This is a genomic window from Nonomuraea sp. NPDC004580 (assembly GCF_040609855.1).
Taxonomy (GTDB): domain Bacteria; phylum Actinomycetota; class Actinomycetes; order Streptosporangiales; family Streptosporangiaceae; genus Nonomuraea; species Nonomuraea salmonea.
The window spans coordinates 1-20675 of the sequence record NZ_JBEXLH010000065.1 but is presented as its reverse complement, the minus strand read 5'-3'; the positions used below and the strand labels follow the sequence as shown (position 1 = coordinate 20675).

Genomic DNA, 20675 nt, shown 5'->3' with positions numbered 1-20675 from the left:
CCCCTGAGGAGCCTCCCCCGTGCGTGACAGCATTCGCGCCTTCCTCGCGCACCCGAATTTCCAGCGCTTCATCGTCGGCGTCATCCTGATCAACGCCGCCACCCTGGGTCTGGAGACCGTCCCCGCCGTGGTCGAGAGCTACGGGACGCTGCTGACCGTGGTCGACCACGTCGCGCTCTACATCTTCGCCGCCGAACTGGCCGCCAAGCTCTACGTCGAGCGCACCGCCTTCGCGCGCGACCCCTGGAACATCTTCGACACCGTCATCGTCGCCATCGCCTTCGCCAGCACCAACGGCGGACTGTCGGTGCTGCGCTCGCTGCGCATCCTGCGGGTGCTGCGGCTGCTGTCGGTCGTGCCGAGCCTGCGCCGGGTGGTCTCGGCGCTGCTGCGGGCGATGCCGGGCATGAGCTCGATCGTGGTGCTGCTCTCCCTCGTCCTGTACGTGGCCGCGGTGATGGCCACCAAACTCTATGGAGAGACCGCCCCCGACCGCTTCGGCAGCCTGCCGGACTCGCTGTTCACCCTCTACCAGACGATGACGGGCGACGACTGGGGCAACATCGCCCGCGAGGTGATGACCCGGCACCCCACCGCGTGGATCTTCTTCGCCTCGTTCATCCTGGTCTGCACCTTCGTGGTGCTGAACCTGTTCCTCGCCGTCGTGGTGAGCGCCATGGACGAGGAGAACGCCGAGGAGCGGGCGGCCCTTGAACAGGACGCGGCCGCGCATTCCGAGCGCATCCTGGCCGAGCTGGCCGCGCTGCGCCAGGAGGTGGCCGAGCTGCGGGCGCTCCAGACGGCGGTGCCGGCGGGCGCCGCGCCGTTCAGGCGCGACGGCGGCCAGAACGGCAACGGCCACCGCGCCAAGAAGGGCCGCCGGTGACGCCGGCGGCCCCTGCGCGAAAGCCCGGTCAACGGGAGTAGAACTCCACCACGAGCTGCTCGTCCACGGGAACCGCGATCTGCTCGCGCTCCGGCCGGTGGGTGAGGGTGAAGCGCAACTCGGGCAGCTCGACCGACAGGTACGCGGCGGTGCGCTCGTCGGCGTACACGCCTTCGGCGGCGGCCACGAAGGGCTGCATCCTGCGGGAGCGCTCGCGTACCGAGACGACCTGGCCTGGCTTGACCAGGTAGCTGGGGATGTCCACCTTGCGACCGTCGACGGCGATGTGCCCGTGGGCGATGTACTGGCGGGCCGCGTAGATCGACGGGGCCAGGCCGGCGCGCAGCACGAGCGAGGCGAGGCGGCTCTCCAGCAGCGTCACCAGCTCGGTGCCCGACGCGCCCGGCTTGCGCACGGCGAGGTCCCAGTAGCGGCGGAGCTGGCGTTCCGAGACGTCGTAGTACCAGCGCAGCTTCTGCTTCTCCATCAGCCGCAGCCCGTAGTCGCCGGTGGTGCGGCGGTTGGTCTTACGGCCGTGCTCGCCCGGCGGGTAGGGGCGCTGCTCGAAGTAGCGGACGGCTTTCCTGGTCAGCGGGACGCCCGCGCGACGCGACAGTCGCACCTTCGGGCCGGTGTAGCGCACGTTCACCTCAATGTGGTTAGGTATTCCTTACTTAGGTAAGGCTAACCTATAGATGCTGCTGCCCTCAAGGAGGCGCCCATGCTCCCGATCCCCGAGCGGGTCCGCACCCTCGCCGCGACCTCGAACGTCGCCAAGCTGTCCGTGGACGGCGCCCCCTCGCCGGCGCGCGGCGGTGTGGACGAGCGCGGGCGGCCGGTGCTGCTGGTGCTGCCCGGCGAGACGCTGCACGGGGTGCGGGAGGACGCCGTCGCCGCGGTGAACCTGACGGCGATGCGGCAGCTCGGCACGGCGACGCATCCGCGCGGGCTGATCGAGGTGCAGGGGTGGGCGGAGCCGGTGCCGCGGGACGAGGCCCGCGCGGCGGCGATCGCCGTCGCGGCGCACTGCCCGGATGAGAACCTGTTCGACGCACTCGAACGCTTCGGCGCGCCCGACGCGGCCCGGCTGCTGCGCCTGGACGTGGGCCAGGTCGTCTACCTGACCGGGCAGGAGTCGGGGCTGCTCGACGCCGACGACTACCTGGGGGCCGCGCCCGACCCGCTCACCGACGTCGCCGAGCGGGTGCTCGCCCACGTCAACTCCGCGCACCGGGCCCAGCTCGCCGCGGGCGTGTCCCGCCAGCTCGGCGAGCCCGCCGGGGACGTGTGGCTGTGGGAGCTGGACAGCCACGGCGCGACCGTACGGGCGGACGAGTCGCTGATCCGCTTCCCCTGGCCGACGCCCGCGCGCTCAGGGGTGTGCCTGGAGACCGCGCTGCGCGGCCTGCTCTGCGGCTGCTGAGGTCAGGACATGCCGGCGAGCAGGTAGCCGAGACCCTCCTCGAACGTCGTGTCCCAGTCGTGCTCCAGTCCGTGCGCGGCCAGGGCGGGATAGTCGCCGGCCCGCTCGCGCAGGTAGCCGCCGGTGCCGGCGTCACTCTGCGCCCAGGTCACCTCCATGATGACCGACCCCATCACGTAGTTGGACAGGCTGTACGCGGCCGTCGTCGGCGCGGCGAACCCGGCCGCGATCAGCGTCTCGTACAGGAACTCCGTGCGCGAGAGCGCGTTCGGCCCGAGCAGCGGGCGGTCGAGCAGCGTGGCCGACCACGGATGCCGCAGCAGCGCCGCCCGCCAGCCGCCCATGAGCGCGCGCACCCGCGCCCGCCAGTCCTCCCCCGCGCCGCCGTCCGGCAGGCGAACCTCGCCGAAGACCGCGTCCATGGCCAGGTCGAGGACGTCGTCCTTGGTCTTGACGTGCCAGTAGAGGGTGGTCGAGCCGGTGCCCAGGCGCTCGGCGAGGCGGCGCATCGTGAGGCGGGCGACGCCCTCCTCGTCCAGCAGGGCGAGCGCCTCCGCCACGATCCGGTCGAGCGTGAGCCGCGGCTTGGGCTCCGTCCTGCGGCGTGACCACACGGTGTCCATCCGGCGATATTACGTTGTACGAGAACCGGATCGTTGGTCTAGTAGAGGAACAACGATCGAGCAGGAGGTCTCGTGGGGCACGTGGACGTGAGCGGGGTGACGTACCTGCTGCCCGATGGGCGGCCGTTGCTGCTGGAGGTGTCGTTCAAGGCCGGGCCGGGCGTCAAGGCGGCGCTGGTGGGGCCGAACGGGGCCGGCAAGAGCACCCTGCTGCGGCTGATCGCCGGTGAGCTCACGCCCGCCGACGGCCGGGTGACGACCGGCGGCGGGGTGGGCGTGATGCGGCAGTTCCTAGGTTCGGGCACGGTACGCGACCTGCTGCTCGGCGTCGCGCCGCAACGCGTCCGTGCGGCGGTCGCCGCCGTCGAGGAGGCCGAGGCGGCGCTGGCCGCGCACGACGACGAGCCACACCAGCTCGCCTACGCCCAGGCCGTCGCCGACCACGCCGAGGCGGGCGGCTACGACCTCGAAGTGGTGTGGGACGTGTGCACGACCGAGGCGCTCGGCCTCCCGTACGACGAGGTGAAGGGGCGGAGCCTGGCCACGCTGTCCGGCGGCGAGCAGAAGCGGCTGATGCTGGAGGCGCTGCTGCGCGGCCCCGACGAGGTGCTGCTGCTCGACGAGCCGGACAACTTCCTCGACGTACGGGGCAAGCAGTGGCTCGAACGCGCGATCAGCGCGTCGGGCAAGACCGTGCTGCTCGTCTCGCACGACCGGCGGCTGCTGGCCGAGACCGCCGACCGGATCGTCACCGTCGAGGGGCGCACGGTGTGGGTGCACGGCGGCGGGTTCGCCGGCTACGCCGAGGCCCGCGCGCGGCGCAGAGAGCGCCTGGAGGAGCGCCGGCAGCGCTGGGAGGAGGAACGCGACCGGCTGCGGCGGCTGGTGCACACCCTGCGGCAGCGCTCGGCGCACAACGACGCGCTGGCGGGGGCGTACAGGTCGGCGGTGACCCGGCTTGAGCGCTTCGAACGCGAGGGGCCGCCGCAGCGGGCGCCGAAGGAGCAGAACGTCCGCATGCGGCTGCGCGGCGGGCGCACCGGCAAGCGCGCGGTGGTGTGCGAGGAGCTGGAGCTGACCGGGCTGCTGCGGCCGTTCTCGACGGAGATCCACTACGGCGAGCGGGTCGGCGTGCTCGGGATGAACGGCACCGGCAAGTCCCACTTCCTGCGCCTGCTCGCCGGCGAACCGATCGCGCACACGGGCGTGGCCCGCCTGGGCGCGCGAGTGCGTCCCGGCGCGTTCGCCCAGACGCATCTGCGGCCCGACCTGCGCGGGCGCCCGGCGGCCGAGGTGGTCATGGCCGCCCGCCCGATGACGAGGAACGAGGCCATGGCCGCCCTCGCCAGGTACGAGCTGGCGCCGGCCGGCGCTCAGCCCTTCGAGACGCTGTCGGGCGGCCAGCAGGCCAGGCTGCAGATCCTGCTGCTGGAGCTGTCGGGCGCGACGCTGCTGCTCCTCGACGAGCCGACCGACAACCTCGACCTGCACAGCGCGGAGGCGCTGCAGCGCGGGCTGGCCGGGTTCGAGGGGACGGTGCTGACCGTCACCCACGACCGCTGGTTCGCCGACGACCTCGACCGGTACCTGATCTTCGGCGCGGACGGCCTCGTACGGGAGAGCGCCGAGCCCCGCTGGGACGTGTGATCAGCCGGCGGTGGCGGTCGCGGTCGCGGTGGGGGTCGCGGTGGGGGTCGCGGTCGGGGTCGCGGTGGCGCGGTCGCGGCGCAGGGAGGTGAGCGTCATGGTCTCGTCCACGGCCTCGGGCGCGAGCACGTGGTCGAGCACCATCACCGCGCACCCGCTGATGCCGGCCCCGGCGCCGAGCCTGCTGGGCTCGATGCGCAGGCGGCGGGTGGCGAGGGCGGTGGAGCGGCGGTAGACGACCTCGCGGATGCTGGACACCAGGGGCCCGAACGCCTCCGCGACGTCGCCGCCGAGCACCACGACCGACGGGTTGAGTATGTTGACCGCGCCCGCGAGGACCTCGCCGATGCGCCGGCCCGCCTCGCGCACGGTGGCCATGGTCTCGGCGTCGCCGGCCCGCACCAGCGCCGTGACGTCGGCGATGGTCGCGACGTCCTTGCCGATGGCGCGCAGGTCGCGCAGCAGGGCGGTGCCGCTGGCGACGGAGTCGACGCAGTCGTGGTTGCCGCAGCGGCACAGCACGCCGCCCCCGTCGATCACCGGGATGTGGCCGATCTCGCCGGCCGCGCCGAGCGCGCCGCGCAGGATGCCGCCGCCGGCGATCACGCCCGCGCCGATCCTGGTGGAGATCTTGACGAACATCAGGTCGTCGAGGTCGGGGTAGACGCCGCGGTGCTCGCCGATGGCCAGCACGTTCACGTCGTTGTCCACGAGCACGGGCACGGGGAAGCGCTCGCGGATGATCGGCGGGATGACCACGCCGGTCCACGAGGCCATGACGCGGGCGCTCTCGGTGCGGCCCTGCGCGAACTCGACGGTGGCGGGCACGCCCATGCCGACGCCGCGGATCACCGAGCGCGGCCGGTCACCGAGCAGCTCGTCCCAGGTGTCCATGAGCAGCGGCAGCACGATGTCGGGCCCCTGCTCGACGTCCATGGCGAACTCACGCCCCGCCAGCTCCTCGCCGGCGAGGTCGCAGACGGCGACCCTGGTGCGGCTGGCGCCGAGCGCCGCCACCAGCACGACGCCGCCCGAGGCGTTGAACTCCAGCCGGACCGGCGGGCGCCCGCCGGTGGAGGGGGCGTCGGTGCGCTCGACGACGAGCCCGCGTTCGAGCAGCTCGCCGACGCGCAACTGCACCGCGGGCCGCGACAGGCCGGTCACCCTGCCGAGGTCGGCCCGTGTCACGGCCTCTCCGGTGCGGATGAGGCGGAGCACCTCGCCGCTCGTGGCGAGGGCGGAGGCGGTACGTCGAGGCATCGCCCAAGTGAACCACACAGGGTTCTGTCATGAAAAGTCGCGACTTTTTTATCTCAAATGCCAAAACTCCGCTTGTGTACGACCCAAACTCTCGTTAGTGTCCGTTCTGTCCCTGCTTGGTAGATCATTCGGAGCCCCTACCGTGTCCCCCTCCGTCCCAGAAGCCCTCGCCCCTGCGGAAGCCACCGCCTACACCGCCGATCTCGTCGTGTTCGGCGGCACCGGCGACCTGTCCATGCGCAAACTGATCCCCGCGCTCTACCACAGCGACCGTGACGGCCGCCTGGCCCCGGAGACCCGGATCGTCGCCATGTCCAGGGGCGGGCTGACCGACGCCGACTTCCGCGGCAAGGTGGACGCCGAGGTACGCGGCCAGGTGCCCGACGACGACCCCGACGGCTGGCAGCGCTTCCTGGGCCGCCTGCACCACGTCTCGGTGGACGTCGGCGGCCAGAACCGCTCCGGCTGGAGCGCGCTGAGCCGCCTGCTCGCCGGGTATGAGCAGCGCGACCGCGTCTTCTACCTGGCCAGCCCGCCGCGCACGTTCGGCCCCTTCTGCCGCGAACTGCAGGACGCCGGCCTGGTGACGCCGCGCTCGCGGGTGGTGCTGGAGAAGCCGCTCGGCAACGACCTGGCCAGCGCCCAGCGCATCAACGACGAGGTCGGCGCCATCTTCGACGAGCACCAGATCTTCCGCATCGACCACTACCTGGGCAAGGAGACGGTGCAGAACCTGCTGGTGCTGCGCTTCGCCAACGCCTTCCTCGAGCCGATCTGGAACTCGCTGTGGATCGACCACGTCCAGATCACCGCCGCCGAGACCGTCGGCACGCCGGGCCGGCGCGGCTACTACGACCACGCGGGCGCGCTGCGCGACATGGTGCAGAACCACCTGCTCCAGCTCCTCACGCTGACCGCGATGGAGCCGCCGGCCCGCAACGACCGCGAGGCCATCCGCGACGAGAAGGTCAAGGTGCTGCAGTCGCTGCGGCCGATCGCGGGCGGCGAAGTGGACCGTTTCACCGTGCGCGGGCAGTACACCGGGGCCGGTGACCTGCCCGGCTACCTGGACGAGCCCGCCTCCACGCCGCCGACCGAGGAGTCGCGCAGGGTGGAGACGTTCACCGCGATCAGGGCCGAGATCAAGAACTGGCGCTGGGCCGGGGTGCCGTTCTACCTGCGCACCGGCAAGCGCATGCCGTACCGGCGCTCGGAGATCGTGGTGCAGTTCAAGGACGTGCCGCACTCCATCTTCCCCGGCGGCTCGCCCAACCGGCTGGTGCTGCGGCTGCAGCCGGAAGAGGGGATCGAGCTGCACATCATGGCCAAGGAGCCGGGCGCGGGCGAGGTGACGCTGAAGCCGGTGCCGCTGTCGCTGAGCTTCGGCGAGACGTTCACGGCGCGGGTGCCTGAGGCGTACGAGCGGCTGCTGACCGACGTGCTGGCCGGGAACCCGACGCTGTTCATGCGGCGCGACGAGGTCGAGGCGGCCTGGCGCTGGATCGATCCGATCCTGGAGGCGTGGAAGGCCGACCCCGCGCTGCCCGAGCCCTACCCCGCAGGAACCACCGGCCCCGCCGGAGCCCACGAACTGCTCGGCCGCAGCGGTCGCGCCTGGCACGAGGAGGAACTGTGAACCCCGTCATTCAGGAGATCACCGACCGCATCGCCGCGCGGAGCGCCGTCAGCCGGGCCGCCTACCTGGAGCGGATCCGCCGCGACGGCGAGAGCGCGCGCGCCAAGGGCCCGGCGCGGGCCCACCTCGGCTGCGCGAACCTCGCGCACGGCTTCGCCGGCGCCTCCGCCGAGGACAAGCCGGCCCTGCGCGGCACGGCCAAGCCGGGCGTGGCCATCGTGACCAGCTACAACGACATGCTGTCGGCGCACCAGCCGTACGAGACGTACCCGCCGGAGCTGAAGCGGGCCGTGCGCCAGGCGGGCGGCGTGGCGCAGGTCGCGGGCGGCGTGCCGGCCATGTGCGACGGCATCACTCAGGGCCGCGCGGGCATGGAGCTGTCGCTCTACAGCCGTGACGTGATCGCCATGGCGACCGCGATCGCGCTGTCGCACGACATGTTCGACGCCACGCTGCTGCTGGGCGTGTGCGACAAGATCGTGCCGGGCCTGTTCATCGGCGCGCTGCACTTCGGGCACCTGCCGGCGATCTTCGTGCCGGCCGGGCCGATGACCTCGGGCCTGCCGAACAAGGTCAAGGCGCGCACCCGGCAGCTGTTCGCCGAGGGCAAGGTCGGCAGGGAGGAGCTGCTCGACGCCGAGGCGAAGTCGTACCACTCCCCCGGCACCTGCACCTTCTACGGCACCGCCAACTCCAACCAGGCGCTGATGGAGGTCATGGGCCTGCACCTGCCCGGCTCGACGTTCGTCAACCCGCACACCGAGCTGCGGCACGCGCTCACCGAGGCGGCCGGGCGGCGCGCGGTGGAGATCACCGCGCACGGCGCGGCGTACACGCCGATCGGCGAGCTGGTGGACGAGAAGTCGATCGTGAACGCCTGCGTGGCGCTGCTGGCCACCGGCGGCTCCACGAACCACACGCTGCACCTGGTGGCCATGGCCGCCGCCGCGGGCATCGTGCTGACCTGGGACGACCTGGCCTGCCTGTCGAAGGTCGTGCCGTCGCTCACCAAGATCTACCCCAACGGCCAGGCGGACGTGAACCACTTCCGCGAGGCCGGCGGCATGCAGGTGCTCATCGGTGACCTGCTCGACGAGGGCCTGCTGCACGGCGACGTGATGACCGTCGCGGGCCCCGGCCTCGACCGCTACCGCGAGGCGCCCGAGCTGGTGGACGGCGAGCTGGTGTGGGCGCCGGTCACCGGCGGCAGCAAGGACCTCGACGTGCTGCGCCCGGTCGCCGACCCGTTCTCCGCCGACGGCGGCATCCACATGCTGGAGGGCAACCTGGGCCGCGCGGTCAGCAAGGTTTCGGCGGTCAAGCCGGAGCACCTGGTGATCGAGGCGCCCGCCAAGGTGTTCGACGACCAGCTCGACCTGCTGCAGGCGTTCGAGGCCGGCGAGCTGGACGGCCAGGACTTCGTGGCGGTCATCCGCTACCAGGGCCCGAGCGCGAACGGCATGCCGGAGCTGCACAAGCTCACCCCGCCGCTGGCGGTGCTGCTCGACAGGGGGCAGCGGGTGGCGATCGTCACCGACGGCCGCATGTCGGGTGCGTCGGGCAAGGTGCCCGCCGCCATCCACCTGTCGCCCGAGGCCGCCGACGGCGGGCCGATCGCGCTGGTCCGCGACGGCGATGTGATCAGGCTGGACTCGGCGCAGGGCACGCTGGAGCTGCTGGTGCCGGCCGAGGAGCTGGCCAGGCGGACGCCCGAGGGCCGGCCGCTGAGCGACGCGCAGTGGGTCGGCACCGGCCGCGAGCTGTTCGCCACGTTCCGCCGCATGGCGGGCCACGCCGAGCAGGGCGCCGGCATCTTCGGCGTCAGCGGCGCCGAGTCGCCCGACCACGGCCCCGGGCTGGGCTTCCCCGCCCAGGCGGGCTCCTCGCACCTGGAGACGGGCGCGCCGGTCGGCGCGCGGCCCGCTGGACTGGCCCGGTGACCGTTCTTCCCGCTGTCCGCCGGTGCGCGCACGGCCCCCTCTGGGGCGCCGTGCGGTCCCGTGGCATCCTTCGGGGAAACGGCTGCGATCTTGACGCCGCCCTGAACGCCGGAGGTATGCGTGAGTGCCTTTGACCTTCCGTGGCTCGTCGCCGACATCGGGGGGACCAACGCCAGGTTCGGCCTGGTCACCTCGCTCGGAGCAGGCCCGTCGCACGTGGCGGTGCTGGCCGGCGCCGACCACCCGACGCTGCCCGACGCCGTGACGGCCTACCTCGCCCAGCATGCGGGCGGGGTGCGGCCCGGCGCGGCGTGCCTGGCGCTGGCGGGGCCGATCGAGGGCGAGCACTACCGGCTCACGAACTCCGCGTGGGCCGGCTCCGTCCGCGACCTCGGCATCCCGTACGTCCGGCTGCTCAACGACTTCGAGGCGCTGGCCGTGTCGCTGCCCCACCTGGAGGGCGACGACCTGGTCTCGCTGGGCGGCCCGCCGCCGGGCGACGGCGTCAAGGCGGTGCTCGGCCCTGGAACGGGGCTCGGCGTGGGCGCGCTCGCGCCGTCCGAGCACGGCTGGATCCCGGTCCCCGGCGAGGGCGGGCACGTCACGGTGCCGGTCGTGGAGCCGCGCGAGTTCGAGGTGGTCCGCGCTCTGCGCTCGCAGGGGGTGCCGCACGTCGTGGCCGAGCACCTGCTGTCGGGGCCGGGGCTGGTGCGGCTGCACCGGGCGCTGGCCCTGGTGAACGGCGTCACCGCGCCCGGCCTGACCGCCGCCGACATCGTGGCCAGGGTCGACGACTCGCTGTGCGCCGAGACGGTCGAGATGTTCTGCGCCCTGCTGGGCGGCTTCGCCGGGAACGTGGCGCTGACGCTCGGCGCCCGGGGAGGGGTCTACGTCGCCGGGGGCGTGCTGCCCCGTATCGTGGAGCGCGTGTGCGGCAGCGCCTTCCGCGCGCGGTTCGAGGCCAACCCCGACATGGCCGCCTACCTGGCCGGCATCGGGACGTCGCTCATCGTGGCCGCCCAGCCGGGCATGACCGGCGCGGCCGCCTGGCTGAGTCAGCGGGCCACCCAGGAGTCCGGCGGACTGACCACGGCGGCCGTCACCGGCCACTAGCACGGCACCCTCCTTCCTGGAGTGCCGAATGAGGAGAGAAAATCCCATGAGTTTGCTCGATCTCGCCCCCGTGATCCCCGTCGTGGTGATCGACGACGCGGCGACCGCCGTCCCGCTGGCGCGGGCGCTGGTCGCCGGCGGGCTGCCGGTCATCGAGGTGACCCTGCGCACGCCCGCCGCCCGCGAGGCCATCGCACGCATCGCGGCCGAGGTGCCCGACGCCACGGTGGGCGCGGGGACGGTCAGGACGACCGGCGACATCGCGGCGTCGGTGTCGGCCGGCGCGAAGTTCCTCGTCTCGCCCGGCACCACGTTGTCGCTGGTGGAGGCGCTCGACGCGAGCGGGGTGCCGTACCTGCCGGGCGCGGCCACCGTCTCCGAGGTAATGGCGCTGGCCGAGCGCGGCATCAGGGAGCTGAAGTTCTTCCCCGCCGAGGCGGCGGGCGGCGTGCCGTACCTCAAGGCGATCGGCGGGCCGCTGCCCGACGTGCGGTTCTGCCCGACCGGCGGCATCCGCCCGGCCACCGCCCCCGACTACCTGGCGCTGCCCAACGTGGGCTGCGTCGGCGGCACCTGGCTCACCCCGGCCGACGCGCTCGCGGCCGGCGACTGGGGCCGCGTCGAGAAGCTGGCCGCGGAGGCCGCCGCGCTCCGCTGACCCGGCTTTCCCGGGGCGAGATCACCGGGATATGGCCGGGTGGCTTTGGAGACGGCCGCCCTGAAGGTGGGCACGGCGGTCGGCGAGCGTGCCGTGCGCGCCTGGCTGACCGCCCGATCGACCGGCGAGAGCAGCCGCCTGCCGCTCGTCGAGCTGATGCGTACGCACTTTCCCGACCAGCTCGTCCGCCGCAAGGCGCGACGGCAGATCGACGACATCGCCGACGCCGTGACCGCACGCGTCACCAAGCTGTGCGGTCACGAGTTCCCCGGGCTCGGCGACGACGACCGGCTGGTCGTGCTGGCCGAGGTGACGGACGCGCTGGCGCGGGCCGACCTGTCCGACCGTGCCCTGTTCGCCGCCGACGCCGACCCCGTACGCCTGGCGCGCGAGCTGCGCAGGGCGCTGCCCGCGTCCAGGGACCTGGGTGAGGCGCAGGCACGGCTGTACGAGGTCGTGCTCGACGAGTGCTGCGACTGCCTGGTCAGGGTGGTGCGGCACCTGCCCGAGCTGATCAGCTCCAGATCGAGACGTGCACGGCTGGGCGGAAGCGGCTTCTTGGGACGCCCTCGTCCGGGGTGCGCATGATTTGGGTGGCTGCTGGGGTGGTCAGGAAGTGGAGGAAGGTGCCGGCGGCCGTCGAGCGGGTCGGTGGGTCGAGGGTGGTGGCGTACCAGTAGGTGGCCAATGGGGTGGCGGGGGTGTCGATGGTGATCAGCTCGCCCTTGCGTAACTCGGCCGCGACCAGGTGAGCGGTGGCGGGGGCGACGCCGGCGCCTTCGGCGGCGGCCTTCCAGGCGGCGGTCTGGTTGGCGAAGACGCGTACCTGGTACTCCTGGACGCGGAGGAGGCGCAGCAGGCGGCTGGTGTCGCTGGCCGGATCGGCGGCCGAGGGGCCGACCAGCCAGTGGTCGCGGCGGCCGCGCGGCGAGCCGACCACGATGAGGCGGCAGCGCAGCACCGGCCGGCAGGCCAGGCCGTCGCCGGTGACCTGGGCGCCGAGCGCGACGTCGGCGAGCCGGCTGGTGAGCAGCAGCGGGATCTCGGCGGTGTCGGCGACGCCGGTGGTGGCGTCCACGGGCTTGCGCTGGGTGAACAGGCAGAGCAGGGGGCCCGCTACGTACTCGGCGAGTCCTGCGTCCATGACCACGTGCAGGCGGGCCGGGCGACCGGGCTGGACGGCGGCGACGGCCTCGGCGCCGAGCGCGACGATCCTGGCGGCGATGCCGAGCAGCCGCCTGCCGCCCTCGGTGAGCTCCATGCGGTCGCCGCTGCGGGTGACGAGGGGGTCGCCGAGGTGCCGGCGCAGCTGGGCAAGCGACTGGGAGACGGCGGGCTCGCTGACACCCAGGGCGCGGGCGGCGGCCTTGACCGAGCCGAGGCGGGCGACGAAGACGAACGCGCCGAGCTGGCTGAGTGTCACCTCCTCTTCATAGTTCGCGCCCCCGTATTAAGGAATCCCTTATTTCGCGATTGATGCGACAAATCGGTAACAGCACTGTGCTCTCATGCAGGTTCCCGCGACGTTCGAATACGAGAGAGCCGACAGCGTCACGCACGCGCTCGAACTCCTGGCGAGGTACGGCCCCGAGGCCAGGATCGTGGCCGGCGGCCACAGCCTGATCCCCATGATGAAGCTGCGCCTGGCCCAGCCCGAGGCGCTGATCGACATCAACGGTCTGGCCGCTGAGCTGGGGCGGATCGCGGTCGAGGGCGACGAGCTGGCGATCGGGGCGCTGGTGCGGCACACGGAGTTGCTGGAAAGCGGCACCGCCACCGACCTTTTCCCGATATTTCGGGATGCGGAGCGGGTTATTGCCGACCCGATCGTCCGAAATCGGGGGACCGTTGGCGGCTCCCTGTGTCAGGGAGATCCGTCGGAGGATTTGTCGGCCGTGTTCACCGCATTGCGCGCGACGGCCCTCATCCAGGGCCCTGGCGGCACCCGTACGGTTCCGGTCAGGGAATTCCACCGGGGTCCTTACGAGACCGCCGTCGAACCCTGCGAACTCCTCGTCCAGCTCCGCGTGCCGATCACGGCGGGCACCGGCAGCGCGTACGAGAAGGTCGAGCGGCGCGTCGGCGACTGGCCGGTGGCGGCGGCGGGCGCGGTGCTCACCGTCGCGGACGGCGTCATCAGGCAGGCCGGGATCGGGCTGACCGCCGTGGGAGCCGAGCACTTCTGCGCTCCGGAGGCCGAGCGGTCCCTCATCGATGAGCGACCCTGCGACGAGGCGTTCGCCGAGGCGGGACGGATCGCCGCCGAGCACTGCGAGCCGCACGCCGACCAGCGCGGGCCCGCCGACTACAAGCGCCATCTGGCCGCCGAGCTGACCAGGCGCGCGCTGGCCGCCGCCGCGGGGAGGATCTGACATGCGGATCACGGTCACGGTGAACGGTCAGCCGTACACCAGGGACGTCGAGCCGAGGCTGCTGCTCGTGCACTTCCTGCGCGACGAACTGGGCCTGACCGGCACCCACTGGGGCTGCGACACCTCCAACTGCGGCGTCTGCACGGTGCGGCTCGGCGGCGTGCCGGTCAAGTCGTGCACGGTGCTGGCCGTCATGGCCGGCGGCCACGAGGTGAATACCGTCGAGGGCCTGGAGCGGGACGGCGAGCTGGACGTCGTGCAGAAGGGCTTCGTGGAGTGCCACGGCCTGCAGTGCGGGTTCTGCACGCCGGGCATGCTGCTGACCGCCCGCGCGCTGCTCGACCGCGACCCCGACCCCGACGAGGGCCGGATCAGGGAGGCCATCTCGGGCCAGCTGTGCCGGTGCACGGGCTACGAGAACATCGTCCGCTCGATCAGGTGGGCCGCCGAGAGGGAGGCGAGGTCATGAGCTACGGGCGCATGCACCGCAAGGAGGACGCCAGGTTCATCCGGGGGCGCGGCACCTACACCGACGACGTGCGGCTGCCCGGCATGCTGTACGGCGCGATCCTGCGCAGCCCGCACGCCCACGCGCGCATCGTCTCGGTGGACACGAGCGCGGCCGAGGCGCATCCGAAGGTGAAGGCGGTCATCACCGGCGAGACGCTGGCGGGGCTGAACCTGGCCTGGATGCCGACGCTGTCGCAGGACACGCAGGCCGTGCTGGCCACGGACAAGGTGCGCTTCCAGGGGCAGGAGGTGGCGTTCGTGGTGGCGGAGGACGCGTACTCGGCCCGCGACGCGCTGGAGCTCATCGACGTCGAGTACGAGCCGCTCGACGCGGTCATCGACGCCAGGAAGGCCCTCGACGCGGCCGCCCCGGTGATCAGGGACGATCTGGAGGGCCGTACCGACAACCACATCTTCGACTGGGAGGCCGGGGACCGGGCGCGTACGGAGGAGATCTTCGCCGGCGCGGAGGTCACGGCCGCGAAGGACATGCTCTACCCGCGCGTGCATCCCGCGCCGCTGGAGACGTGCGGCGCGGTGGCGGACTTCGACAAGGTGACGGGCAAGCTGACGGTCTGGTGCCCGACGCAGGCGCCGCACGCGCACCGGACGCTGTACGCGATGGTGGCGGGGCTGCCCGAGCACAAGATCCGGGTGATCTCGCCGGACATCGGCGGCGGTTTCGGCGGCAAGGTCGGGATTTATCCGGGATATGTCTGCGCGATCGTCGGCTCGATCGTCACCGGCCGCCCGGTCAAGTGGATGGAGGACCGCTCGGAGAACCTCATGAGCACCGCCTTCGCCCGCGACTACCACATGCGCGGCGAGATCGCCGCGACCCGCGACGGGCGGATCCAGGCGATCCGCGTCAAGGTGCTCGCCGACCACGGCGCCTTCAACGGCACCGCGCAGCCGACCAAGTTCCCGGCCGGCTTCTTCCACGTCTTCTCCGGCTCGTACGACATCGAGGCCGCCCACTGCGAGGTCACCGGCGTCTACACCAACAAGGCGCCCGGCGGCGTCGCCTACGCCTGCTCCTTCCGCGTCACCGAGGCCGTCTACCTGGTCGAGCGCCTGGTGGACGTGCTGGCCGCCGAGCTCGGCCTGGACCCCGCCGAGCTGCGCATGCGCAACCTGCTCAAACCCGAGCAGTTCCCGTACCACTCCCCCACCGGCTGGGAGTACGACTCGGGCGACTACCCGAAGGCGCTGCGCCTGGCCATGGACCTGGCCGGGTACGACAAGCTGCGCGCCGAGCAGGCCGACCGGCGGGCGCGGGGCGAGCTGATGGGCATCGGCATCAGCTTCTTCACCGAGGCGGTCGGCGCGGGCCCGCGCAAGCACATGGACATCCTCGGCCTCGGCATGGCCGACGGCGCCGAGCTGCGCGTGCACCCGACCGGCAAGGCGGTGCTGCGGGTGTCGTGCCAGTCGCAGGGCCAGGGGCACGAGACCACGTTCGCGCAGATCGTCGGGCAGGAGCTGGGCATCCCGGCCGACGACGTGGAGGTGGTGCACGGCGACACCGACCAGACGCCGTTCGGCCTCGGCACGTACGGCTCCCGCTCCACCCCCGTCTCCGGCGCCGCCACCGCGATCGTGGCGCGCAAGGTGCGCGACCGGGCAAAGATCGTCGCGGCGGCCATGCTGGAGGCGTCGCCCGACGACCTGGAGTGGGCCGACGGGAAGTGGTCGGTGGTGGGCGACCCGTCCACCGGCAAGTCGATGGCCGAGATCGCGCTGGCCGCCCACTCGAACCTGGAGCTGCCCGACGGCGTCGAAGGCCACCTGGACGCCGTCACCGTCTACAACCCGCCCAACCTGACCTACCCGTTCGGCGCCTACATCTGCGTCGTGGACGTCGATCCCGGCACCGGGCAGGTGAAGGTGCGCAGGTTCGTGGCCGTGGACGACTGCGGGGTGCGGATCAACCCGATGATCGTCGAGGGGCAGATCCACGGCGGCCTGGCCGACGGGGTCGGCATGGCGCTCATGCAGGTGATGGCGTTCGACGAGGACGGCAACCACCTGGGCGCCTCGTTCATGGACTACCTGTTGCCGACCTCGATGGAGTGCCCGTCGTGGGAGCTGGGCGAGACCGTGACGCCGTCGCCGACGCACCCGATCGGCGCGAAGGGCGTCGGCGAGTCGGCCACGGTGGGCTCGCCCGCCGCCGTGGTCAACGCCGTGGTGGACGCGCTGCGCCCGTACGGGGTGCGGCACGCCGACATGCCGCTGACCCCGGCGAACGTGTGGCGGGTCACCAGGGGCGAGCCGTTCCGCACCGACCTGGCGATCCCGTGAGCGAGTTCCTCGGCATGCCGGCGCCCCCGCCGCGGCCCCGAACCTCGCGGGCGCCGGCGGCCACGGATCTCGACGCGCGGGTGGCCGGGCTGCGATCGGGGCGGGAGCCGTACGTGCTGGCCACCGTCGTCCGCGCGCAGCGCCCGACCAGCGCCAAGGCGGGCGACCGCGCGGTGGTGCTGCCCGACGGGACGATCGAGGGCTTCGTGGGCGGGGTGTGCGCGACCGGCACCGTACTCGCCCAGAGCCTGCGCCTGCTGAGCGCCGGCGGCACGACCCTGCTGCGCATCTCTCCGGAGCAGGCCGAGCCGCACGTGGAGGAGGGGCTGGTCGCGGTCGGCCAGCCCTGCCTGTCGGGCGGCACGCTGGAGATCTTCCTGGAGGCGGTGCTGCCGCCCGCGCTCGTCCGCGTGCACGGCGACGGCCCCACCGCGCGGGCGCTCGCCGCCGTGGGGACAGCGATGGGCTGCAACGTGGACACCGGCTCCGGGCCGCTCGCCGACGACACCACGGCGGTGCTGGTCGCCTCGCACGGCGTGGGCGAGGAGCCGGTGCTGCGGGAGGCGCTGCAGCGCGGGGTGCCGTACGTCGGGCTGATCGCCAGCCGCAGGCGCGGCGCGGCGGTGCTGGCCCGGCTGGAGGGAGGTGAGCGCGTGCACGCCCCCGCCGGCCTGGACATCGGCGCGCGGACGCCGGGCGAGGTGGCGGTCTCCGTGTACGCGGAGATCATCGCCCTTCACTGAGCGTGGTATCACCGGGCGGCGGCCGGGTAGGTCAGCGGTTGGAAACAGCAGCCCCAACAGCAGCCCGAACCCCAGCCCAACAGCAGCCCCCCGGGAAGCCCCTTCTGCTCCTCGGAGAGCGAAAGGGACATCGATGCCGACGGAAACGATCAGTCAAGCGCGCATGGTGCGGCGCGAGCGGCCCGCGTCCCAGCCGGGCAGCCTGGAGCGGGGCATCGACATCCTGCTCGCGCTCAGCGCGGCCACCGGGCCCGTCACGCTGTCGCAGCTGTGCCGCAGCACCGGGCTGCCGAAGTCGACGGCCCACCGCATACTCGGCGTGCTCTGCTCGCGGGAGCTGGCCAGGCGGGTGGGGAGCGCGTACCTGCCTGGTGAGCTGCTGGCGTCGATGGCCGGGGTGACCAGGCCGCGCGTCCCCGGCTCACGCAGGCGCGTGCTGCCCTACCTCCTCCACCTGTACGAGGCCACCCGGCAGACGGTCAACCTGGCCGTGCCCGCCGGGCCCGAGGTCCGTTACGTCGAGCGCGTCTACGGGCACGACCGGGTCCGCTCGCGCTCCGACGGCGATGACCGGGCGCCGTTGCACTGCACGGCGGCGGGCAAGGCGCTGCTGGCCTTCGACCCCAAGCTGCGTCACGACCTGCCGGCGCACGGCCCGTTCGAGCGGCTGACCCGCCGCACGGTCACGAGCCTCGCGGCGCTCGACCGCGAGCTGGCCCAGGTGCGCAGGCAGGGCCTCGCCTGCTCGCAGGAGGAGTACACCGAGGGCGTGGCCTGCGTGGCCGCGCCGGTGTTCGGGCCGGGCGGGCGGGTGTGCATGGCGGTGTCGGTGGCGGCGCCGGCCCAGCTGGTGCCGCTGGGACCGCTCGGCATCTCCGTACGCGGCGCCGCCCAGGCCATCTCCGCCGCACTCCTCGGCCGGTGAGCGTTCCGGTCACCGGAACGCTCACCGATCTTGCAGCCGGAAGTGTTCCATTGGCCGAAACCCCACATTGCGGCGCCGCCCCGGGGGCGATCACATCGATCCATGACCTACCCACCCGCTCCGCGGCAGGCAGCGCGTGCCTAGGGGGCTGCCCAGGACGACCGTGCTGGAGAGCCTGCGCCTGACCGCCCTGCTCCTCCCCCCGGGCAGCATCCCGCACGTCACGCACGGCCGCGACCTGCTGCGCTCCCGCCCGCTGCTGGCCGCCCTCGAGTCCCGCTACGGCGGCCGTCCCGTCCTCGTCCGCCGGCCGCGCCGCCCCGCGCTGCTGGTGCTGTCCAAGCGCGACGCCGTGCGCGTGCTGGCCGAGGACGACGCCTCCTACGCGCCCGCGCTCGACGAGCGCCCCTTCGGCCTGCCCACCGACGTGCTGCGGCCGCGCTTCATCGAGATCGCCAAGGAGGAGGCCGCGGACCTGGCCAGCGGCGTGGTCGACCACTCCAGGCTCAACGCCTGCTGGCAGCGGGTGGCCAGGCGCTGCGTCTACGGCGACGGCGCCGCCCGCGACGAGGAGCTGACCCGGCTGCTGGAGGGCCTCACACGGGCCGGGCGGTGGCGGGCGAGCCGCCGGCAGGAGATCCTGTCCGGCCGCTACGACGCCCGCATCATCGATCACCTGCGCAGGGCCGAGCCGGGCAGCCTGGCCGGGCTCATCGCCGAGACCCCCGAGCCGGAGGCGCGCGGGCTCATGCAGGCGGCGTACTGGCTCATGGGCTTCGGCTGCGCCGCCGCCGGGCTGACGCAGACGCTGGCGCTGCTCGCCGCGCACCCCGGCCACCGCAAGACCGCCCGCTCCGACCCCGACCACCTGCGCGCCTGCCTGCGCGAGGGCCTGCGCCTGTGGCCGTCCGTGCCGGCGCTCGCGCGGGTCACGACCACCGAGACCTCCTGGTACGGCAGCGCCGTCCCCGCCGGCACCCCCGTCCTCGTGCCGGTCGCCGCCCACCAGCGCAGCCCGCGCCTGCCGTACGCCGACACCTTCGCCCCCGAGATCTGGCTGGACGGCACCGCCTCCTCCGAGTGGTGGGCGCGGCCCGGCTGCGACGGCGTGAACCTGACGCTCGCCGTCGGCACCGCGTTCCTCGGCGCCATCCTGCGCACCGCCCGCCCCAAGCCCGTCGGCCGGCTGCTCTCGCCCCACCGGCCGCTGCCGCACGCCATCGATCTCGCCCGGTTGCGGGTCTCCATGCGTCCCCTGCGCCGCGACCCCGCCAGCAGCTGACATCGGGCTAGCCCGATGCGGCCATGCGCGGACTACTCGCCACCGGGCATCGCCTTCCTCCGTTAGAGTCTGGGGTACAAACGGGATGCCGGGCGCGGGACAGTTCGGGTTGTCACACGAAACGAACCGGCGGGAGGAACGGTTCGGGTTGCGACGGGATGACGACGGCGAGAGGACGGCGACGTTGGGGCGCTCCGCAGGCACTCCTCTTGAGCCGGAAGACCCGCCGGCGATCGGCCCCTATGAGCTGGTCAGCCGTCTCGGTTCCGGCGGCATGGGCGTGGTCTATCTCGCCAGGGCCGCCGACGGCTCCAAGGTCGCGGTCAAGGCGATCCGGCGCGACTTCACCGCCGACCCCGTCTACCGTGCGCGCTTCCACGAAGAGGTGTCCAACGCGCGCAAGGTCGCCTCGTTCTGCACCGCCCGGGTGCTCGACCACGGCGAGGACCGCGGCCGGCTCTACCTCGTCACCGAGTACATCGACGGCATCTCGCTCGAAGACCACCTCATCGAGCACGGCGCGCTGTCACCGTCCGTGCTCCACGCCGCCGCCGTCGGCGTGGCCGCCGCGCTCACCGCCATCCACGCCGCCGGGCTCGTCCACCGCGACCTCAAGCCGGCCAACGTGATGCTGACGCTGGCCGGGCCGCGGGTGATCGACTTCGGGCTGGCCCGCTCCACCCACGTGCACTCCCGCCACACCAACGCCGGCATGGTCATGGGCACGCCCGGCTGGATCGCTCCCGAGCAGGTCTTCGAGGGCCAGACCAGCCCGGCGGGCGACGTGTTCGCGTGGGGGTCGCTCATCGCGTACGCGGGGCTCGGCGGGCATCCGTTCGGCGAGGGCGACGCGTACGTGATGGCGGCCAGGGCCCGGCAGGCGCCGCCCGACCTGCGGGGGCTGCCAGCGCCGCTCGACCGGCTGGTCGCCGCGGCCATTCACCCCGACCCCGCGCGGCGGCCCGCCGCCCGGCAGCTGCTGCTGGAGCTCGTGGGAGCGGCCGACGAGCCGGCCGCGCAGCTCGCCGCCACCAAGCACCTGACCAGCGCGTGGAACCCGTCGGAGTTCGGCCCCCTCATGCCGCCCCGGCCCGACCACCAGGGCCCGGCCCCCCACGGCGCTCCCGGCCCTGGGCACGCGCCGCAGCCGGCTCCCGGCTCCTCGCACGCCGGCCCAGGTCCCGCACACGCACCCCGTCCCGGACCGAATGCCGCGCGGGCGCCCCAGCCCGGACCCGGCTCCTCGCACGCGCCGCAGCCCGAGGCGGCGCGGGCGCCGCAGCAGGTCGTGCCGGGAGGCGCGCACGGGGCGCCGCAGCCGCCGCCGGCCGAACGCACCGGACCGCGTCCCGG

At 73.1% G+C, this 20675-nt stretch carries 19 protein-coding genes; 15 read left to right on the top strand and 4 right to left on the bottom strand.

The genetic code is table 11. The annotated features are described in order from the left end of the window. The first annotated feature begins 19 nt into the window (after positions 1–19). Entirely contained in the window at positions 20–886 is an 867-nt protein-coding gene (locus ABZW11_RS38940; RefSeq protein WP_355428974.1) for an ion transporter, read from the top strand. 28 nt (positions 887–914) lie between these two features. Here the strand turns inward: ABZW11_RS38940 and rpsD are convergent, their stop codons facing one another. Then, complete coding sequence (gene rpsD, locus ABZW11_RS38935) at positions 915–1529, bottom strand: 30S ribosomal protein S4 (RefSeq protein ID WP_355429046.1); 615 nt, start codon at positions 1527–1529, stop codon at positions 915–917. A 78-nt stretch (positions 1530–1607) separates the two neighbouring features. Here rpsD and ABZW11_RS38930 point away from each other — a divergent pair, with 78 nt between their 5' ends. Next, on the top strand, positions 1608–2309 hold the full coding sequence (locus ABZW11_RS38930) for a DUF2470 domain-containing protein (RefSeq protein ID WP_355428971.1): 702 nt from the start codon (positions 1608–1610) through the stop codon (positions 2307–2309). A gap of 2 nt (positions 2310–2311) precedes the next feature. On the opposite strand, the gene ABZW11_RS38925 is transcribed toward ABZW11_RS38930, so the two are convergent. Then, positions 2312–2932: a TetR/AcrR family transcriptional regulator C-terminal domain-containing protein gene (locus ABZW11_RS38925; RefSeq protein WP_355428968.1), complete on the bottom strand. Its 621-nt coding sequence runs from the start codon at positions 2930–2932 to the stop codon at positions 2312–2314. Between the two features lie 72 nt (positions 2933–3004). Here ABZW11_RS38925 and ABZW11_RS38920 point away from each other — a divergent pair, with 72 nt between their 5' ends. Continuing rightward, entirely contained in the window at positions 3005–4579 is a 1575-nt protein-coding gene (locus ABZW11_RS38920) for an ATP-binding cassette domain-containing protein (RefSeq protein WP_355428965.1), read from the top strand. Here the strand turns inward: ABZW11_RS38920 and ABZW11_RS38915 are convergent, their stop codons facing one another. Beyond that, the gene (locus ABZW11_RS38915) at positions 4580–5839 is read right to left on the bottom strand and encodes an ROK family transcriptional regulator (protein ID WP_355428963.1); all 1260 of its coding nucleotides are present in this window, start codon (positions 5837–5839) and stop codon (positions 4580–4582) included. A gap of 142 nt (positions 5840–5981) precedes the next feature. Here ABZW11_RS38915 and zwf point away from each other — a divergent pair, with 142 nt between their 5' ends. From zwf to ABZW11_RS38890, 5 genes are all read left to right on the top strand, one after another. After that, positions 5982–7475 carry a glucose-6-phosphate dehydrogenase gene (gene zwf, locus ABZW11_RS38910; protein WP_355428960.1) on the top strand — a complete coding sequence of 498 codons (1494 nt, stop codon included), beginning with the start codon at positions 5982–5984 and terminating at the stop codon, positions 7473–7475. Next, entirely contained in the window at positions 7472–9415 is a 1944-nt protein-coding gene (gene edd / locus ABZW11_RS38905; RefSeq protein WP_355428957.1) for a phosphogluconate dehydratase, read from the top strand. Before zwf ends, edd begins: the two co-directional genes overlap by 4 nt. Positions 9416–9535: 120 nt before the next feature. Continuing rightward, on the top strand, positions 9536–10528 hold the full coding sequence (gene glk / locus ABZW11_RS38900) for a glucokinase (RefSeq protein ID WP_355428954.1): 993 nt from the start codon (positions 9536–9538) through the stop codon (positions 10526–10528). Positions 10529–10574: 46 nt separating this feature from the next. After that, positions 10575–11186, top strand: a complete 612-nt coding sequence (gene eda, locus ABZW11_RS38895) for a bifunctional 4-hydroxy-2-oxoglutarate aldolase/2-dehydro-3-deoxy-phosphogluconate aldolase (protein ID WP_355428951.1) — start codon at positions 10575–10577, stop codon at positions 11184–11186. A gap of 39 nt (positions 11187–11225) precedes the next feature. Then, the gene (locus tag ABZW11_RS38890) at positions 11226–11774 is read left to right on the top strand and encodes a hypothetical protein (RefSeq protein WP_355428948.1); all 549 of its coding nucleotides are present in this window, start codon (positions 11226–11228) and stop codon (positions 11772–11774) included. Here ABZW11_RS38890 and ABZW11_RS38885 read toward each other — a convergent pair. Further along, a complete protein-coding gene (locus ABZW11_RS38885) occupies positions 11701–12609 on the bottom strand; it encodes a LysR family transcriptional regulator (protein WP_355428945.1) in 909 nt (302 codons plus the stop codon). The two genes, ABZW11_RS38890 and ABZW11_RS38885, sit on opposite strands and share 74 nt — an antisense overlap. 85 nt (positions 12610–12694) lie before the next feature. On the opposite strand from ABZW11_RS38885, the gene ABZW11_RS38880 reads away from it, so the two are divergent. The 7 genes from ABZW11_RS38880 to ABZW11_RS38850 all read left to right on the top strand — a co-directional run. Further along, on the top strand, positions 12695–13558 hold the full coding sequence (locus ABZW11_RS38880) for a xanthine dehydrogenase family protein subunit M (protein ID WP_355428942.1): 864 nt from the start codon (positions 12695–12697) through the stop codon (positions 13556–13558). A gap of 1 nt (position 13559) precedes the next feature. Beyond that, positions 13560–14027: a (2Fe-2S)-binding protein gene (locus tag ABZW11_RS38875; RefSeq protein WP_355428939.1), complete on the top strand. Its 468-nt coding sequence runs from the start codon at positions 13560–13562 to the stop codon at positions 14025–14027. Next, complete coding sequence (locus tag ABZW11_RS38870) at positions 14024–16372, top strand: aerobic carbon-monoxide dehydrogenase large subunit (protein WP_355428936.1); 2349 nt, start codon at positions 14024–14026, stop codon at positions 16370–16372. Before ABZW11_RS38875 ends, ABZW11_RS38870 begins: the two co-directional genes overlap by 4 nt. Beyond that, positions 16369–17115, top strand: coding sequence for an XdhC family protein (locus ABZW11_RS38865; protein WP_355428933.1), 747 nt, complete (start codon positions 16369–16371; stop codon positions 17113–17115). Before ABZW11_RS38870 ends, ABZW11_RS38865 begins: the two co-directional genes overlap by 4 nt. A gap of 133 nt (positions 17116–17248) precedes the next feature. After that, the gene (locus ABZW11_RS38860) at positions 17249–18040 is read left to right on the top strand and encodes an IclR family transcriptional regulator (protein WP_355428930.1); all 792 of its coding nucleotides are present in this window, start codon (positions 17249–17251) and stop codon (positions 18038–18040) included. Between the two features lie 136 nt (positions 18041–18176). Next, positions 18177–19322 (top strand): cytochrome P450, encoded by a 1146-nt coding sequence (locus ABZW11_RS38855; protein ID WP_355428928.1) that lies wholly within the window; start codon positions 18177–18179, stop codon positions 19320–19322. A 184-nt stretch (positions 19323–19506) separates the two neighbouring features. Beyond that, a partial coding sequence (locus ABZW11_RS38850) for a protein kinase (protein WP_355428925.1) occupies positions 19507–20675 on the top strand: 1169 nt, incomplete at its 3' end.